This window comes from Streptomyces sp. O3, assembly GCF_054788135.1.
In genome coordinates, this window is the sequence record NZ_JBTVYK010000069.1 from 16948 (window position 1) to 33715 (window position 16768).

Annotated in this window: 12 protein-coding genes and 1 pseudogene; 9 read left to right on the forward strand and 4 right to left on the reverse strand. The window is 73.5% G+C overall.

The window, feature by feature from the left end:
• Positions 1–29: 29 nt before the first annotated feature.
• The gene (locus tag ACX6XY_RS26785; RefSeq protein WP_460336024.1) at positions 30–368 is read right to left on the reverse strand and encodes a WXG100 family type VII secretion target; all 339 of its coding nucleotides are present in this window, start codon (positions 366–368) and stop codon (positions 30–32) included.
• Positions 365–3115 (reverse strand): type VII secretion-associated serine protease mycosin, encoded by a 2751-nt coding sequence (gene mycP, locus ACX6XY_RS26790; RefSeq protein WP_460336026.1) that lies wholly within the window; start codon positions 3113–3115, stop codon positions 365–367. The genes ACX6XY_RS26785 and mycP overlap by 4 nt, the downstream gene beginning before the upstream one ends.
• A 99-nt stretch (positions 3116–3214) precedes the next feature.
• Here mycP and eccE point away from each other — a divergent pair, with 99 nt between their 5' ends.
• From eccE to ACX6XY_RS26835, 9 genes are all read left to right on the forward strand, one after another.
• Positions 3215–4534 carry a type VII secretion protein EccE gene (gene eccE / locus ACX6XY_RS26795; protein WP_460336029.1) on the forward strand — a complete coding sequence of 440 codons (1320 nt, stop codon included), beginning with the start codon at positions 3215–3217 and terminating at the stop codon, positions 4532–4534.
• Between the two features lie 8 nt (positions 4535–4542).
• Complete coding sequence (locus ACX6XY_RS26800) at positions 4543–5262, forward strand: hypothetical protein (RefSeq protein ID WP_460336032.1); 720 nt, start codon at positions 4543–4545, stop codon at positions 5260–5262.
• A 128-nt stretch (positions 5263–5390) separates the two neighbouring features.
• Positions 5391–5624, forward strand: coding sequence for a DUF397 domain-containing protein (locus tag ACX6XY_RS26805; RefSeq protein ID WP_460336034.1), 234 nt, complete (start codon positions 5391–5393; stop codon positions 5622–5624).
• 218 nt (positions 5625–5842) lie between these two features.
• Entirely contained in the window at positions 5843–7957 is a 2115-nt protein-coding gene (locus ACX6XY_RS26810) for an SCO5717 family growth-regulating ATPase (RefSeq protein ID WP_460336037.1), read from the forward strand.
• Positions 7958–8030: 73 nt separating this feature from the next.
• The gene (locus ACX6XY_RS26815) at positions 8031–9923 is read left to right on the forward strand and encodes an ABC transporter substrate-binding protein (protein WP_460336040.1); all 1893 of its coding nucleotides are present in this window, start codon (positions 8031–8033) and stop codon (positions 9921–9923) included.
• A gap of 3 nt (positions 9924–9926) precedes the next feature.
• Positions 9927–11012 (forward strand): ABC transporter permease, encoded by a 1086-nt coding sequence (locus ACX6XY_RS26820; protein WP_460336043.1) that lies wholly within the window; start codon positions 9927–9929, stop codon positions 11010–11012.
• The gene (locus ACX6XY_RS26825) at positions 11009–11929 is read left to right on the forward strand and encodes an ABC transporter permease (protein WP_460336046.1); all 921 of its coding nucleotides are present in this window, start codon (positions 11009–11011) and stop codon (positions 11927–11929) included. The genes ACX6XY_RS26820 and ACX6XY_RS26825 overlap by 4 nt, the downstream gene beginning before the upstream one ends.
• On the forward strand, positions 11926–13059 hold the full coding sequence (locus ACX6XY_RS26830; protein WP_460336049.1) for an ABC transporter ATP-binding protein: 1134 nt from the start codon (positions 11926–11928) through the stop codon (positions 13057–13059). The genes ACX6XY_RS26825 and ACX6XY_RS26830 overlap by 4 nt, the downstream gene beginning before the upstream one ends.
• The gene (locus ACX6XY_RS26835; protein ID WP_460336052.1) at positions 13056–14087 is read left to right on the forward strand and encodes an ABC transporter ATP-binding protein; all 1032 of its coding nucleotides are present in this window, start codon (positions 13056–13058) and stop codon (positions 14085–14087) included. The genes ACX6XY_RS26830 and ACX6XY_RS26835 overlap by 4 nt, the downstream gene beginning before the upstream one ends.
• Here ACX6XY_RS26835 and ACX6XY_RS26840 read toward each other — a convergent pair.
• Both ACX6XY_RS26840 and ACX6XY_RS26845 read right to left on the reverse strand, forming a co-directional pair.
• The gene (locus tag ACX6XY_RS26840) at positions 14068–15042 is read right to left on the reverse strand and encodes a bifunctional riboflavin kinase/FAD synthetase (protein WP_460336055.1); all 975 of its coding nucleotides are present in this window, start codon (positions 15040–15042) and stop codon (positions 14068–14070) included. The two genes, ACX6XY_RS26835 and ACX6XY_RS26840, sit on opposite strands and share 20 nt — an antisense overlap.
• A 174-nt stretch (positions 15043–15216) precedes the next feature.
• Positions 15217–16768: pseudogene (locus tag ACX6XY_RS26845) on the reverse strand (serine protease); the annotation flags it as partial.

Sequence of the window (16768 nt, forward strand, 5' to 3'; positions counted from 1 at the left end):
CTTCGTCCGTTCCTTCGTCCGTTCCTTCGTCAGTAGCCGCTGATGGCGGACTTCGAGGCGCCGAGTTCGACGTCGACGCTGTTCATGGTCGCGCGCACGCCGTCTTCGAGACGGTCCTTGTCCTTCTTCGTGAGCTCGATGTTGTCCAGGAAGTCCAGCAGGGTGCGGCCGATGCTCTGCATGCGCTGGTTGATGAGCCGCTGTTTGTCGTTGAAGGCTCCCGCGCCGATGCCCCGCCACTGGGCCTCCATGGTGTCCAGGGTCTGTTGCAGGGCGACGACCTGGCCCTTGACCGACTCGTAGCGCAGCAGGATGTCCTTCTGCAGGAGCTTGACCTGGTGGTCGTTCAGCTTGCGGCCGTCGCTCATGGGTGACCTCTCTCGTTGCCTTCTCGCGTGGTTCGTTCGCGCGTTCGTGAGTCTCGTAGGGCCACCGCGCCTCCCGAGATCGCGGCCACCAGTACGCCGCCGGCGACGACCGTGTACGTCGCCAGGCGGGCGTTCCGCTCCTGCGGGGTCTCGCCGAGCGGGAGCCGCGCGACGGCGGGCGGCTCGGCCCTGGTGACGCCCTCGCGGGCCACCGGCCTGTCGCCGCGGGTCTCGTCCTCGATGAGGGCGCGGACCGGGTCGACCACGCCCCAGCCGACCAGGCGGTCGTGGCCCGCGATCGAGCGTTCGGCGGTCTGCTGAAGCTGGGCCACGACCTCCTGACGGGTCCAGTCCGGGTGCTTGGCCCTGACGAGCGCGGCGACCCCGGCGACGTACGGGGCGGCGAAGCTGGTGCCGTCGTCGGCGCAGTGGCCGCCGCCGGGCACGGTGGAGACCATGTCCACTCCGGGGGCCGCGATGCCGACGAAGTCGCCGGACTGGGAGAACGGCGCACGTTGGTTGTCGCGGTCCGCCGCGGCTACGGCGAGCACGCCCTGGTAGGACGCCGGGTAGGGCTTCTCGACGTCGCCGCCGATGCCGTCGTTGCCCGCCGACGCGACGATCACGACGTCCTTGGCCAGGGCCTCGTCCACGGCCTGCCTCAGGGCTGAGGTCGGTGTGACCGGGTCGGCCGTGTGCTGCGAGATGTTGATGACGTCGGCCTCGGCTTCACCCGCCGCGTAGCGGATCGCGGCGGCGAGATCCTCGGCGGTGCCGTTGCGGGCGGCGTCGTTCTGCCGGATCGGGATGATCGTGGCGTCCGGGGCCAGGCCGACGAATCCGGTGCCCTCGGCGGGGCGGGCCGCGATGATTCCGGCGACCTTCGTGCCGTGGCCGACCGTGTCCGTGGTGCCGTCCTTGAAGTTGTCGTCCTTGAGGTTGCCGTCCTTGAGGTTGCCGTCCTTGAGGTCCTCGCGCAGGAAGGTGCGGCCGCTCGCGGTGTCCACGTTGGGGGCGAGTTGGGTGTTCCCCACGTCCACGCCGGTGTCGATGACCGCGACGCGTACGCCCTTCCCCGTGGACTGCTCCCACAGTTCGTCGAGCGGGACGCGCCGCAGCGACCAGGGCCGGCCCTCGTACGTCTCACCGGGGAAGGCGCACCGGGCGTGCGTGTCGGCCAACGCGGTGGACGGGGCCGGGAGCCCCTGCGGCTGGCGGGCCGCGGCCGTCGACAAGCGGGGACCGACGGGCAGGAACGAGGACCACGCGAGCGGGACGGGGGCCGCTGGGACGTCCTGGTAGCCCAGGCGGTTCCGGGCCTGTCGGGCTTCCGCCAGCGCGTAGCGCACGCCGGTGTCGGTGACCAGGAAGAGGGGGCCCGAGCCGGTCTCCTCGCCCTGGAACTGCCGGTAGAGCTGGCCGGAGCCGGGGGTGACGTAGGCGCTGCTGGCGCCGTGCGGGAGCGGGAGGGGGAAGTCGGCGCCCGCCCAGGTGCTGAGGGTCGTGGCGCCGTCCCGGTCGTCGACGTCGCGCAGGACGGTGCAGACGGTGTCGCGGCCGCCCCGCTCGGGGTGCGCGGCGTTGACCGGGACCGGGAGGCTCTGGGGCCAGCTGCGGTGCCTGCCGTACGGCTTGCCGGGCCTGATGGCGGCGGGGCTGACCCGCTCGGCCTGGTCGCGCTGGCCGACGTCGACCAGGTCGCGGCTGCTGAGCAGGAGTTTCGCCGTGAAGTCCGATACGGGGGCCACCCGGTCCGGCAGCACCAGGTACTTCTGCTTCCCGGCGCCGTCCGTGGACTCCAGGACCATGCCGACGCGGTGGCCGCCGGGTACGGCCGCGTCGGCGCCCGGAGTTCCGTCGATCTTGGGGAAGGTGATGCGGTCACCCTTGTGCAGGGTGTCCAGCCAGTCGCGGGTCACTCGTTGGGGTGTGCGTCCCTGGCCGACCACCGCGCGCAGCAGCAGTTCGTCCCGCTCGATCTCGTAGGCGCGGCCCTGGGCGTCGACGACGTACCGGGTCGCGTCGGGGGTTTGTACGTAGAGGAGTTCGCCGCCGCGCAGGCGGCCCGCGCCCTCGGTCTTCCGCTGGTCGCTCCCGGCGAGGACGAACGCCGCCTTCCGGATGCCCCTGCCGTCCGCGCCGGGGCTCTCGCAGACCGCCCAGCGCTTGGCGGCGCCCGCTTCGTCCTTGTCCGGGAGCCGGTCGGGGGCGTACGGGATGCCGAGGGTCGCGCCGTGCGGGATCGTGCCGCCGTCGAGTACCGAGTCGTCGACGTCGACGACCTCGGCCCGGTCCGGGTCGAGGAGGAGCTTGGCGGAGGACATGTTCAGGACCGGGTGCAGCCGCACCCGGTCCTCGCCCGCCGCCTTGGTCCGCAACACCACATAGCGGGCGGTGGACTCGCTGGCGACGATGACGTTCGCGCCGGGGGTGTCCCAGTCCTTGGGCGCGACCGGCTTGACCATGCCCCACGCGCCGAAGGCGGCGAGCAGCACCACGGCGACGATCACGCTCGGCAGCACGCCGCGCAAGGGCTTGGGCGCGCCCTCGTCCGTGCCGGTGGGGCAGGGACGCAGGAACTGCGCGACCAGCCTCCGCTTCGCGAAGGTGTAGGCGTTGAGTTCGTCCCGCCGCGATGCCATGTGTCTCTCTGTCCCTCTCCCCGCTGAACGGGTGGGCTCCCGTAACACATCGCGGGGCCCGTTGTCGTACCGGCCCCCTACTATGCCCGTAGATGGTCTGCCCATCCTGCTCAGTCAGGGTGATCCGACTTTCAACAGGCCTGTGCGAGCGACCGGTTCGGGGCGCTCGGCGCTGGAGTACCGGCTGGAGGAGGTGAGCTGACGGTGGGTACGGCGACGCGTGGGCGTGGGGGGCTGACCGCCGCGCCAGGTGTTGACGCTTCCCGGTGGCAACGGTGTGACGGGGGCGCCTCGCCTCGGGCGGCGACCTTGCGTCCGCTCTCGGGGACGCGTCGCGGCGGCCCGGTCCCGCTGCCGCGGTTGGTCCTCGTCGAGGTGGCGCTCGCCCTGGTCGCGGTCGGGTGCGTCGCGGGCGGGCGCTGGCTGGCGTCCGCCGTCGTGCTGGCCGCCTCGCTGGTGCTGCTGGCCGTGCCGCGCCGCCGTGGGCGCGGCGTGCAGGACTGGGCGTCCACGGTGCTCGCGTTCCGTGCTCGTCGGCGGCTGTCCGCCGAGCCGCCGCCGGACGGCGTGGACGCGAGGCTGGCGCCCGTGGTGGAGTGCGCGCCGGGGCTGCGCCCGTGCCCGTACGCGGGCCGGGACCGGCGCGCGGTCGGGATGCTCGGCGACGGCGCCTTCCTCACCGCGGTGGTACGGGTCGAGGCCGGTGGGGCGATGGTGCGCCCGGCGCTCGGGGCGCGAGCCCTCCCGCTGCCGCTGCTGGCCGACGCTCTCGCGGTGGACGACATCGCGCTGGAGTCCGCCCAGGTGGTGCAGCAGGTACGGCCCGCTCCCGCGCCGCGGCTGCCCCGGCGGTGCGTGGCCCGGCTGTCGTACCTGCCCTTGCGGGAGCAGGCCGGGGCGCCTGCGGTGCGGATGACGTGGGTGGCGCTGAAGTTGGACCCTGAGCTGTGCCCGGAGGCTGTCGAGGCGCGTGGCGGGGGCGTCGAAGGCGCTCAGCGGTGCCTGGTGCGCGCGGCCGACCACCTGGCGAGCCGGGTCATCGGCGCGGGGTTCCGTGCCGTCGTACTCGATCAGGAGGAGCTGCACTCCGCGGTGGCCACGGCTGCCTGCGCCAATCCGGTCCAGGCGGCGCGCGCGACCCGTACGGACGCCGCGCCGCGGCGGCGTACCGCCGAGACCGCGCGGGCCTGGCGCTGCGACGACCGCTGGCACACCGCCTACGCGGTGGGCCGCTGGCCCGAGTTGGGTCCGGCCGCGAGCCCGCTGCCCCGGCTGGTCGCGTCGATGACCGCGATACCCTCGTACGCGACCACCCTCAGCCTCACCGTGCGGCGTGCCGGGCACCGGGGGTTGACGCGGGTGGCGGGTCATGTGCGGGTCACCGGAGGCTCCGACGACGAGCTGGTCGGGGTGCGGCGGGCCCTGGTCGCCGCCGCGCGCTCGGCGAAGGTGTCCCTCGTACACCTGGACCGGGAGCAGCTTCCGGGGGTGTTGGCGACGCTGCCACTGGGCGGCGCGCGGTGACCGGGAGGATGAGCGGGTCCGGCGAGAGCCGCCCGCGGGGTCTCGGTCTGGTGGGGCCGCGGCACGCGGGGCATACGGTGGCCACCGACGCGCTGGGGGCGCTGTCGCTGCCCGTCGGGGACGACGGTGTGGTGCTCGGCGACGACGCGGCGGGGCATCCGCAGCTCATCGGGTTCCACCGGCCGGTGCCGTACGAGGTGCTGCTGATCGGCGGGCTGTGGACGGCGCAGGCGCTGGCCCTGCGTGCGGCGGGTACGGGGGCGCGGGTGGCCATCGAGACCGGCCGTGCGCAGGCGTGGGCCGCCCTGGCGCAGGCCGCGGGGGCCGGGCTGCGGTGCGTCACCCTGCATGACGTGGGCCGGGTGCCGCCGATGGGGGCGACGGTGGACAGTCCGGCCCTGGTGGTGCGGGACTGCGGGGCGCGGCCGCCGCGCGGGCGGGTGGTGGCGTCGCCGTGGCGGTCGGTGCTGACGCTGCTGCCGTATCTGAGCCCCGTGGCACCCGGTTTGCTGCGTGGCTCGGCGCTGGTGGGCGTGCAGCGGGTCTCGCCGGGTGAGGCGGAGCGGATCGGCGGGATACTCGGGCTGTCGCGGGCGGAGTCCGAGGCGCTGCCCACGCTGGCCGACGGGGTCACGCTGTGGTGTTCCGGAGGGGAGCGACGGTGGGTGCGGACCCAGGGGACGGACGCGGAGTCCGGGCTGCTGGGTACGGCTCGGAGAATGGACTGATGGACTGACGGCGAGCCCCGACGGTCGCGGCCGACGGGTTCGGCTTCGCGGCGGGCCGGTACGGGGCAGCATGAGTTCTGGCGGCACCGGCCGCCGGATGGCGCGAACGCACAGGAAAGGACATGAACATGGGGACCCAGCAGGAGAAGGACGAGCTGTACGCCCTGGACATCTCGGATGTGGAGTGGCAGTGCCCGCCCGGAACCGAGGAGGCCGAGGAGCGGGTGGAGATCGCTTATCTGCCCGGTGGGGCGGTGGCGATGCGGTCCTCGCTGGACCCCGAGACCGTGCTGCGGTACACCGAGGCGGAGTGGCGGGCCTTCGTCCTCGGGGCACGCGACGGGGAGTTCGACCTGCGGTAGGCGCGCTACGCACCGTACGCGCGTAGGCGAGGACGGTCCGGTGTGTGGTGGGTGAAGGCCCTGGGGACTCTCACTCACCGCACGGGCACGCGAGTTCCGGGTACGGTGCCGCGCTGGCGGGACAGACCTAGGCGTGGTGACCGTGATTAGGCTGGGCCCGGAACGGCGTTGGCCGCCACCACGGCACCGTGGGTGCCGGACCACACCAGGAGGCATGAGTGAGCAGCGATCGGGACGAGAGCCGCGGGAGCTGGAGTTCGCCCGTCGACGATCAGTCCGACGCGGAGCCCGAGGCTACGGGCGAGTTCACCATCGACTACACGCCGCCTGCCTGGTATACGCAGAACGCGGCGGGGGCCGTGGACCCGGCCGCTGGTTCGACTCCTCCTCCTTCTCCGCCGCCGCCTTCCGGTGATCCGGTGGAAGTGCCTGGCTCGGGCGGCGGTGACGTCGAGAGCGGTGCCACCGTGCGCTTCTCCGCCGCCGCGCTGAAGCGGGAGTTCGCGGACGCGGCGGACGCGCGCGGCGCCGGTGAGGCGGGCGACGACGAGACGTCGGCGGCCGCTGCCGAGGCGGAGGCCGGTGACGAGGCGTCCGAGACCGCGAAGTCGGCGGATTCCCACGCGGATTCCCACGCGGATGCCGACGCGGATGCCGACGCGGATGCCGTTGTCGGTGAGGACGTGGTCGAGGGCGGCGAGGGCGACGACTCCGCGCCGCAGGACGCGGTGCCGGAGGGCTCCCCACCGGAGGATTCCGTGCCGGGCGACGCCATGCGGGACGCCGTGTCCGGTGGTCAGCCGTGGACGCCGGGCCCCGCGCCGCAGGGTGGGCTTCCGCCGCTGCCGCCCGCCTTCCCGCCCGCCTTCCCGCCCGCGTCCGCCGCCCAACCGCAGGCCCCGGCCCCGGCCTCGCAGTGGCCCGCGCCGCAGCCCGCAGAACCTGTCCAGGCCCAGGTCACGCCTCCGGCGCAGCCACAGCACCCGCAGCAGCCCGCGCCGCCCCCGGCCTGGCCGACGGACCCCACCCAGGCAGCCGGGACACAACCCCGGATCCCGGCACAGCCCCAGGGCGGCTACGGCCCCCCGCAGACGCCTCCCACCGCTCCGGCACCCGCCAACACCCCGCCGTCGCAAGGCGGATACGGCGTCCCCGCCCCCGGCGAGACCCCACAGGGCGCCCCACAGCCGCAAGGCCAGCCACAGGCACACGCACACCCCCAGCCCCACCCGGCTCAGCCGCAGCCCGTCGCGCACGACCAGCGCGAGCGGCAGGCGCCCGGCGCGCCGCTCGGCTACACGGCGGCCGTCGAGCTGTCGTCCGACCGGCTGCTGAACAAGAAGCAGAAGGCGAGGAGCAGCCGCGGCCAGGCGGGCTCCGGATCCCGCTTCAAGATCGGCGGCAAGAAGGGGGAGGCCGAGCGACAGCGCAAGCTCGGCCTCATCCGCACGCCGGTGCTGTCCTGCTACCGGATCGCGGTCATCTCCCTCAAGGGCGGCGTCGGCAAGACCACGACCACTACCGCGCTCGGCGCGACCCTGGCCACCGAGCGCCGGGACAAGATCCTGGCCATCGACGCCAACCCGGACGCCGGGACGCTCGGCCGCCGCGTGCGCCGGGAGACCGGCGCCACCATTCGCGACCTGGTCCAGGCGATCCCGTACATCAACTCGTATATGGACATCAGACGGTTCACCTCGCAGGCGCCGTCCGGTCTGGAGATCATCGCCAACGACGTCGACCCCGCGGTCTCCACCACGTTCAACGACGAAGACTACCGGCGCGCGATCGACGTGCTGGGCAAGCAGTACCCGATCATCCTCACGGACTCCGGGACCGGCCTGCTCTACAGCGCGATGCGCGGAGTGCTCGACCTCGCCGACCAGCTGATCATCATCTCGACGCCGTCGGTCGACGGTGCGAGCAGCGCCAGTACGACGCTGGACTGGCTCTCCGCGCACGGGTACGCGGAGCTGGTCTCGCGGTCCCTGACCGTGATCTCCGGGGTGCGCGAGACGGGCAAGATGATCAAGGTCGACGACATAGTGCAGCACTTCGAGACCCGCTGCCGCGGAGTGGTCGTCATCCCCTTCGACGAGCATCTGTCGGCCGGTGCCGAGGTCGATCTGGACATGATGCGGCCGAAGACCCGCGACGCGTACTTCACCCTGTCCGCCATGGTCGCCGAGGACTTCGCGCGCGCCCAGCGGGAGCAGGGCCTGTGGACGCCGCAGGGCGGCAGCCAGCCGCCGCGGCTGGCCCCGCCGCTGCCCGGCCAGCCCCAGCCGGGCCAGCAGTACCCCGGCGGCCCGCCGCCCACTCAGCCCCGGTAACCCGCCAGGGGCCAGACCAGTGAGGGCTCGCACCGCACCGGCTGAAGCCGGTGGCCCCCCCGCTAGGAGACCGATGGAAACCAGAGGCCAGCGCGCCCCGGCACTCCACCCCACACCCACCACCCCTCGCAGGGCGGGATTCACCCGGCTCCGTCTCCTGCTGGCGTCCGGCGCCGCCGCCCTCGGCCTGACCGCCGCGCTCGCCGCCCCCGTCAACCCCACGGCCCCGCAGGCGCGGGCCGACGGCCCCACCACCCTCACGGTCGCGGTGGCGCAGAGCGTCGACTCGCTGAGCCCGTTCCTCGCCGTACGCCTGGTCAGCACGAGCATCCACCGGCTGATGTACGACTACCTGACCAACTACGACCCGAAGGACAACAAGGCGATCCCCGGTTTCGCCACCGCGTGGGAGTCCTCACCCGACAAGCTGACCTGGACCTACACGATCCGCGGCGACTCGACGTGGTCCGACGGCGAGCGGGCCGCCGCCGAGGACGCCGCCTGGACGTTCCAGACGATGATGGACGACGAGGGCGCCGCGTCCGCCAACGGCAGCTTCGTCTCCAACTTCGAGACGGTGACCGCGCCCAGCCCTGACAAGCTGGTCATCGAGCTGAAGGAACCGCAGGCCACCATGGCCGCCCTCGATGTGCCGATCCTGCCCAAGCACCTCTGGGAGGACATCGACGACTACACCACGTTCAACAACGACAAGAAGTTCCCGATCGTCGGCAACGGCCCCTTCATCCTCACCGACTACAAAGTCGACAGCTACGTCAAACTGAAGGCCAACAAGGACTTCTGGCGTGGCGCGCCCAAGTTCGACGAGCTGGTCTTCCGCTACTACAAGGACCAGGACGCGGCGGTCGCCGCCCTGCGCAAGGGCGAGGTCTCGTTCGTCGCGGGCCGCCCGGCGCTCACCCCGGCGCAGGCCGAGTCGCTGAAGCGGACCGAGAACATCGCGGTCAACGAGGGCCCCGGCAGGCGCTTCTTCGCCCTCGCGGTGAATCCGGGCGCCCGCACCAAGGGCGGCCAGAAGTTCGGCGACGGCCATCCGGCGCTCCTCGACCAGCGGGTACGGAAGGCGCTGTTCCACGCCGTGGACCGCGAGACGATCGTCGACAAGGTCTTCCAGGGCCACGCCGTCGTGGGCGCGGGTTACATCCCGCCGCGGTTCTCGGACTACTTCTGGGAGCCGTCCGCCGAGCAGAAGATCGCGTACGACCCCGAGCGCGCCGCCCGGCTGCTCGACGAGGCGGGCTACCGGACCAACGGCGACGGCAAGCGCGTCGACGACGACGGCAGGCCGCTCGACCTGCGCATCCTGTGTCACGCCACCGACCCGAACGACAAGGCGATCGGCAAATACCTGCGCGAGTGGTGGGGCGAGTTGGGCATCGGGCTGAACGTCGACTGCCGGGACGACGTGTCCAAGCCCTGGTACGACGGCGAGTACGACCTCGCCTTCGACGGCTGGTCGGTCAACCCCGACCCGGACTTCGTGCTGTCCATCCACACCTGTGCCGCGCTGCCCGCCAAGGCCAAGTCCAGCGCCGCGACGGACAACTTCATCTGCGACAGGCGGTACGACGAGCTCTACCGCCAGCAGCTGGCCGAGTACGACCCCGCCAAACGGGCGGACCTGGTCAAGCGGATGGAATCACGGCTGTACGACCTGGGGTACATGAACGTCATGGCGTACCCCAACGCGGTCGAGGCCTATCGCACCGATCACATCGAGTCGATCACCACGATGCCCACGGACGCGGGCAACATCTACGGCCAGGACGGCTACTGGAGCTGGTGGTCGGCGGTCCCGGCCGCCGAGGCGAGCGGTACGGACGGCGGCGGCACCGGCGGCGGCACCGGCCTGGTCGTCGGCGTCGCCGCCGCGGCCGCACTCCTCGTCGGCGCCGGGGTGCTGGTCATCCTGCGTCGCCGGTCCACCGCGGAAGACCGCGAGTAGCCGATGACGGCGGACACGCGGCGGACGGCGGGCGAGGAGAGCGTGCCGGGCGGCGGCCCGGCTCCTCAGGCCGGGCCGCCGTCGGCCCACGGCGGCGCACGGGCACACCCCGCCCGCGGCTACCCGCGCTATGTGGCGGGCAAGCTGGCCGGTGCCGCCGTCTCGCTGTTCGCCGTCCTCGTCACCAGCTTCTTCCTGTTCCGGATGATCCCCGGCGACCCGGTCAAGCACATGACCGGCGGCCGCCAGATGTCCACCGAGCAGATCGAGTCGCTGCGCCGCCAGTTCGGTCTCGACCAGCCGCTGTGGCAGCAGTTCAGGGACTACTGCGGCAGCGTGCTGCGCGGGGACTTCGGTACGTCGTTCCAGTTCCGCGCCCCGGTCATGGACAAGATCGCCGAGGCGCTGCCCGCGACGCTGCTGCTCACCGGCACCGCGTTCGCCCTCTACACCCTGCTCGGCATCTGGCTCGGCTCGCGCGCCGCCTGGCGCCGCGGCGGGTTCGGCGACCGCTTCCACACCGCGTTCGCGCTGACCCTGTACTCGGTGCCGTCCTTCTGGCTCGGGCTGCTGCTGATCGTCACCCTGTCGGTGGGCGTCGGCCCGCTCCCCGGTCTGTTCCCGACCGGCGGGATGGAGTCGGGCGGCGAGAGCGGACTGGCGTACGTCGTCGACGTCGTCCACCATCTGACGCTGCCGGTGATCACCCTGGTCGCCGTCGAGTACGCGCGGACGCTGCTGGTGATGCGGTCCTCGCTGCTGGACGAGATGGGCGGCGACTACCTGACGACGGCCCGCGCCAAGGGGCTGCGCGACGCCGTGGTGCGCCGCCGCCACGCCGTGCCGAACGCGCTGCTGCCGACCGTCACCCTGCTGTTCGTGAACCTCGGCAACACCGTGGCCGGGGCGATCCTGGTGGAGACCGTGTTCTCCTGGCCCGGTCTGGGCGGGCTGTTCTACCAGGCGCTGAGCGTGCCCGATCTGCCGCTGGTGCAGGCCCTGTTCTTCCTGTTCGCCGCCGCGGTGATCCTGATGAACACCCTCGCCGATCTGGTCTATCCGCTGCTCGACCCCAGGGTGGGCCGATGACGACCGAGACGACGCCGAGCACCGCCAGCGGCACCGCGGCGTTCGCCTGGGCCCGCAGACGCCGGGCGGTGGCCCGGTTCTGGCGGGCGTACCGCACGCACCGGGCGGGCCTGGCGGGTCTCGCCGTCCTGCTCGTGATCGCGCTGCTCGCGCTCGCGGCGCCGCTGATCACCGGGCCCGACGCGCAGAGCGTCACGCGGGCGCCGGGCGCGCCGCTGGAGGACCCGAGCGGACGGTTCCCGCTGGGCACCGATCAGTTCGGGCGCGACCTGCTGTCCCTGCTGCTGTGGGGCGCGCGGGTCTCGCTGGCCGTCGGGCTGCTGGCCGCCTTCTTGTCGGTGGCCATCGGAACCCTCGTCGGGGTCACCGCGGGCCACTTCCGTGGCTGGTACGCGACGGTGGTCATGCGGGTCACCGACTGGTTTCTGGTGATGCCGACGCTGGTCCTGGCGATCGCGCTGGCCACCGTCCTGGAGCGGTCGGTCTGGACCACGATCCTGGCGATCGGGGTCACCACCTGGCCGACGACCGCCCGCCTGGTGCGCGCCCAGACCCTGGCCGTGGAGTCCCGCCCGTACATCGAGCGGGCCACGGCGCTGGGCGGCGGCCACGGCCACATCATGAGCCGCCACGTCCTGCCCAACGTGATGCCGCTGGTGCTGGCCCAGACCACGCTGGTCATCTCCGGCGCCATCCTCACCGAGGCGACCCTCGCCTTCCTGGGGCTCGGCGATCCCACGGTCGTCTCCTGGGGCGGGCTGCTCCAGGACGCCCGCGAGGCGGGGGCGGTCAGCTCCGGCAACTGGTGGTATCTGGCGCCACCCGGTCTGGCCATCGCCGTGGTCGCGCTCGCCTTCACCTTGTGCGGGCGGGCCGTGGAGTCCGTACTCAACCCCAGGCTGGGGGCATCCCGTTGACCGAGACAGAAACCGAATCCGAGACCGAGACCGGAGCCGAGACCGAGACCGGGACCGGAGCCGAGACCGGGACATCGCGGCCCCTGCTGGAGGTCAAGGACCTGACGGTGACCTACGCCTCCGGGACCGCCGCGGTCCGCGGCGTCGACCTGACCCTCCGGGCGGGCCGCAAACTCGGCATCGCGGGCGAGTCCGGCTGCGGCAAGTCCACGCTGGCGCTCGCGCTGCTGCGGCTGTTGCCGCCCGGCACCCGGCTGTCCGGCGAGATCCTGCTCGACGGCGAGGACATCCGCACCATGAGGTGGGGGCGGCTGCGCGCGGTCCGCTGGGCGGGCGCCTCGATCGTCTTCCAGGGCGCGATGCACTCGCTGAACGCGGTGCACCGGATCGGGGACCAGATCGCCGAGCCGATACTGATCCACCGCACGGCCACCGGGCACGACGCGCCGCGGCGGGTCGCCCGGCTGCTCGAACAGGTCGGGCTGCCCGCCGCGCGGGCCCGCGCGTATCCGCACGAGCTCTCCGGCGGCCAGCGGCAGCGCGTAATGATCGCGATGGCACTGGCCTGCGCCCCGCGGCTGATCGTCGCGGACGAGCCCACCACCGCGCTGGACGTGATGGTCCAGGCGCAGATCCTGCAGCTGATCGAGCGACTCGTCGCCGAACAGGACGTCGCGCTGATCATGATCAGCCACGATCTGGCGGTGCTGGCCGACACCTGCGACCGGCTCGCGGTGATGTACGCGGGCCGGATCGTCGAGGAGGGGCCCGCCCGGCAGGTGTACGACGACGCCCGGCACCCGTACGGCAAGGCCCTGTCCGCCGCGTTCCCACGCATCGGCGACCCCGCGTCCCGGCACGCCCCGCACGGCCTGCCGGGCGACCCGCCGGACCCTTTGGCGCTGCCGGGCGGCTGTACGTTCCATCCCCGGTGCACGGTCGCCCTGGAGACCTGCGCCACGCAGAGCCCGGCGCTGCGGGACGCGGGGCCGGGGCGGAGCGCGGCCTGCGTCCACGTCGACACGACGGCGACCACGGCACCGGCCACGCCCTCGGCCGCGACCTCGACCGCGCCGCCGACCGCGACCGCGCCGCCGACCGCGAACCCGCCGGTGAGGAGCCCGCAGTGACCACTCCCCCGCTCCCGCTGCTGCGCGCGTCCGGGCTGCGCGTCGCCTTCCCCGGTCGCGGGGGCTCGCCCCCGGCCCGCGCCGTGGACGGCGTCGACCTCGACATCGGGCGCGGCGAGATCGTCGCGCTGGTCGGCGAGTCCGGCTGCGGCAAGACGACGCTGGCCCGTGCGCTGCTCGGCCTGGTGCGGCCGAGCAGCGGGCAGGTCGCTTTCGAGGGCGAGCCGCTGGGCTACCGGGCCCGCGCCCTCAAGGCGTACCGCAGACGGGTGCAGCTGGTGCTCCAGGACCCCAGCGGCTCGCTCAATCCGCGGCACACGGTGTACGACGCCGTCGCGGAGGGGCTGCGGATCCACGGCGGCGCTGGCGGCGGCGAGCGCGCCAAGGTCGCCGAGGCCCTGTCACGGGCCGGGCTGCGCCCTCCCGAACGCTTCTTCCTCAGCTATCCGCACGAGCTGTCGGGCGGGCAGCGCCAGCGCGTCGTCATCGCGGGCGCGCTGGCGCTGGACCCCGAACTGATCGTCGCGGACGAGCCGGTGGCCTCGCTCGACGCGTCCGTGCGCGGCGAGATCCTGGCGCTGCTGCTCAGGCTGCGGGCGGACCTCGGGCTTTCGGCGCTGGTGGTCACGCATGACCTGGGGCTCGCGTGGAACATCGCGGACCGGGTGGCGGTGATGTACCTGGGGCGGATCGTGGAGACCGGGTCCGTGGACGACGTGCTGACGGCACCTCAGCATCCGTACACGCGGGCGCTGTTGTCCGTGCTGCCGGAGGGGCCGGGAGAGCCTGTGGTGCTGGCCGGTGAGCCCCCGGACCCCGGACGGATTCCGGGTGGGTGCCGGTTTCACGAGCGATGCCAGGTGTTGGCGTCCGGGGAGGCCGCGCGAGCCGGTGTCGAGCAGGCGTGCCGGGCGGTCGAGCTTCCGGTGCTCACCGGCGGCGGCGACGCGCGGGTGGCATGCCACTGGGCGGGATCGGCCGCCGGGGACGCGTCCGCGGCGGATGTCCTCAGCCGCCGGACGGGCTGATGTCAGAGGCCTCGGCTGCCGCGATCAGCTCGCGGCAGCGCTTCACATCGTCCGTGATCGCTTCGAGCAGCGCCTCGATCGAGTCGAACTTCGACTGGCCGCGTACATACGCCAGGAAGTCGACCGCGACGTGCAGCCCGTACAGGTCGAGCCCGACACGGTCGATCGCGTACGCCTCGACCGTGCGCTCGGTGCCGTCGAACTGCGGGTTGGTGCCGACGGAGATCGCGGCGGGCATCGCCTCGCCGTCGGCGTGCAGCCATCCCGCGTACACGCCGTCCGCCGGGATCGCCGTGTGCGGCAGGGTCTCGACGTTGGCGGTCGGGAAGCCCAGCTCGCGGCCGCGCTGGGCGCCGCGTACGACGACGCCCTCGACGCGGTGCGGGCGGCCGAGGATCTCGGCGGCGCCCGCCATGTCGCCCTCCGCGACCAGACGGCGGGTCAGAGTGGAGGAGAAGGGCTCGCCGCCGCCCGCCTCTCCGCGTACGAAGAGGTCGATGACCTCGACCTCGTAGTCGTACGTCGGGCCCTGCTCGGCCAGGAACGCGACGTTGCCCGCGGCCTTGTGGCCGAAGCGGAAGTTGGGGCCCTCGACGACCAGGCGGGCGCGCAGCTTGTCCACCAGCACCTTGACGACGAAGTCGGCGGGCGACAGCTTCGAGAACTCCGCGGTGAACGGGAGGATGAGCAGCGCGTCCACGCCGAGCTCGGCCATCAGCTCGGCCCTGCGGTGGTGCGGGGCCAGCAGCGGCGGGTGGCTGCCGGGGCGGACGACTTCGCTCGGGTGCGGGTCGAAGGTGACGACGACGCACGGGATGCCGAGCTCGCGGGCGCGGGTCACGGCGCGGCCGATGATCAGCTGGTGGCCGCGGTGGACTCCGTCGTAGGAGCCGATGGTGACGACGCTGCGCCCCCAGTCCTGGGGGATGTCCTCCAAGCCACGCCAGCGCTGCACGGTGTTTGCTCCTCGCCGAACCTGTGTACGTCCTGATTGTTGCGCAGGTCTAAGAGTGCCATGCCGGGCCCCGGCGGTTCGCATCGGCCGGGGCGGGAAGGCCGGAAGCGAGGGGGTGCGGGCCGGGCGCGGGCGTCGGAGCCAGGCCTCGGTCAGGCCTCGGTCAGACCTCGGTCAGGCCACCGGGAGGCGGGGGCCGGACAGGTTCTCGATCATGCGGTGGGCGCTGGGGCCGACCAGGGCGGCCCAGTCCCGCGGCGTGTCGGCCAGCCACTGGGCGAGCCGCGCGCCGAAGCCGGGCTCGGCGCGGGCCAGCTCGACCAGGCGCCGGTCGAAGCGTGCCGCGCCGTCGGGCGTGCGTACCAGGAGCTGTCCGACGCGGTGCACCAGGGCGCGGCTGGCGGCCTGGCCATGCCGCTCGGCGCCGGCGGCGACGCCGGTGAGGACCTCGTCCAGTACGGCGGGGTCCCGTTCCGCGTCCAGGAGCAGATCGAGCAACTCTCGGCGCAGTGCACGGGAGACGGGGGTGCCGGGCGCGGCGAGTACGGGCGCGAGGTCGTGGCGTACCCGAGCGGGGCAGCCCTGGAGCACCCCGGCCACCAGGGGCAGCAGCACCGCTCGGGCGGCGGGCCCCTGTTCGAGACGCCGGTCGAGGTATCCGGCCGCGTACGCGGCGGCTTCCGGGCGCAGTTCCAGGAAGTCCCGTACCAGGGCGGCGACTCGGCGGGCCAGTGCGGGCGTGGTCACGTCGGCGAGCGTACGGAGCACCTCGCCGGAGGCCGGGCCCGGAGCGCGCAGCCGGGTGCGGAAGGCGGCGATGACGGGTTCGGGGTGTGTGGTGAGCGCGGTGCACAGGGCGCTCGCGGGGAGCTGCGGGTCGGCCGCCTCGAAACGCTTCAGCGCGAGCGGCAGATGGCGCTGCCGGGTGCGCGGGTCGCGTACGAGGATGGCGAGCGCGGCCCCGTGCAGGGTGCAGTCGGCGGGCCGGGCCAGCAGGGCGAGCGCCGCACGCCGGAGCGGACGGCGGTCGGCGTCGGCGGTGATGTGGGGGGCCGCCCTGAGCCCGTAGGCGGCCGCGGCGACCCGGCGCGCGGGGCGCTCGTCGTGGGCCCAGCGGTCCACGGCGCGGCAGACGGCGGCGGGCTCGTCGTCGGCGAGCGCCGCGAGGAGTTCGTCGCCGCGGGGGTGTGCGCGGGAGACGAGCGCGTCGGCGAGTGCGTCGATCGCGCGGTGCCGGTGGGTGTGCAGCAGGGCCTGGGCGGCGGCCGCGACCGTGGCCTGCGGGGCCGCGGGCAGCGGCCGCTCGTCGGTGAACCACTGGGTGAGCAGCGGCTGTACGGTGTCGGGGTCGTCCCGCAGCCAGTCGCCGACGGCGTCCAGGTAGCGGTCGCTTCCGGCCTGCCCGTCGGCGACGACCAACTGTCGCAGCAGGTCGAGGCGGTCTTGCTCGGGCAGCGGCAGTCCGCGCCAGAACGACGCGCCGAAGACGCCCCGGAGATTCCCGGCCACGGTCCGCTCCACCAGCAGCCGCAGCACCCGGCGGTACGGCCGCGCGTCGGGCACCCCGCGCAGCACGTCGGACACCAGCCGCCGCGCCCACCACTCCCCGTCGCCCACGCCCGCGCCGCCATCTGCCGCCGTATGCCCGCCCGGCACGGCACCGGTGCCGCGAGCCCGCTGCCCGCCACCGCCCGCCGTGGCCGACGCGGCACACGCGCCCCCGGTG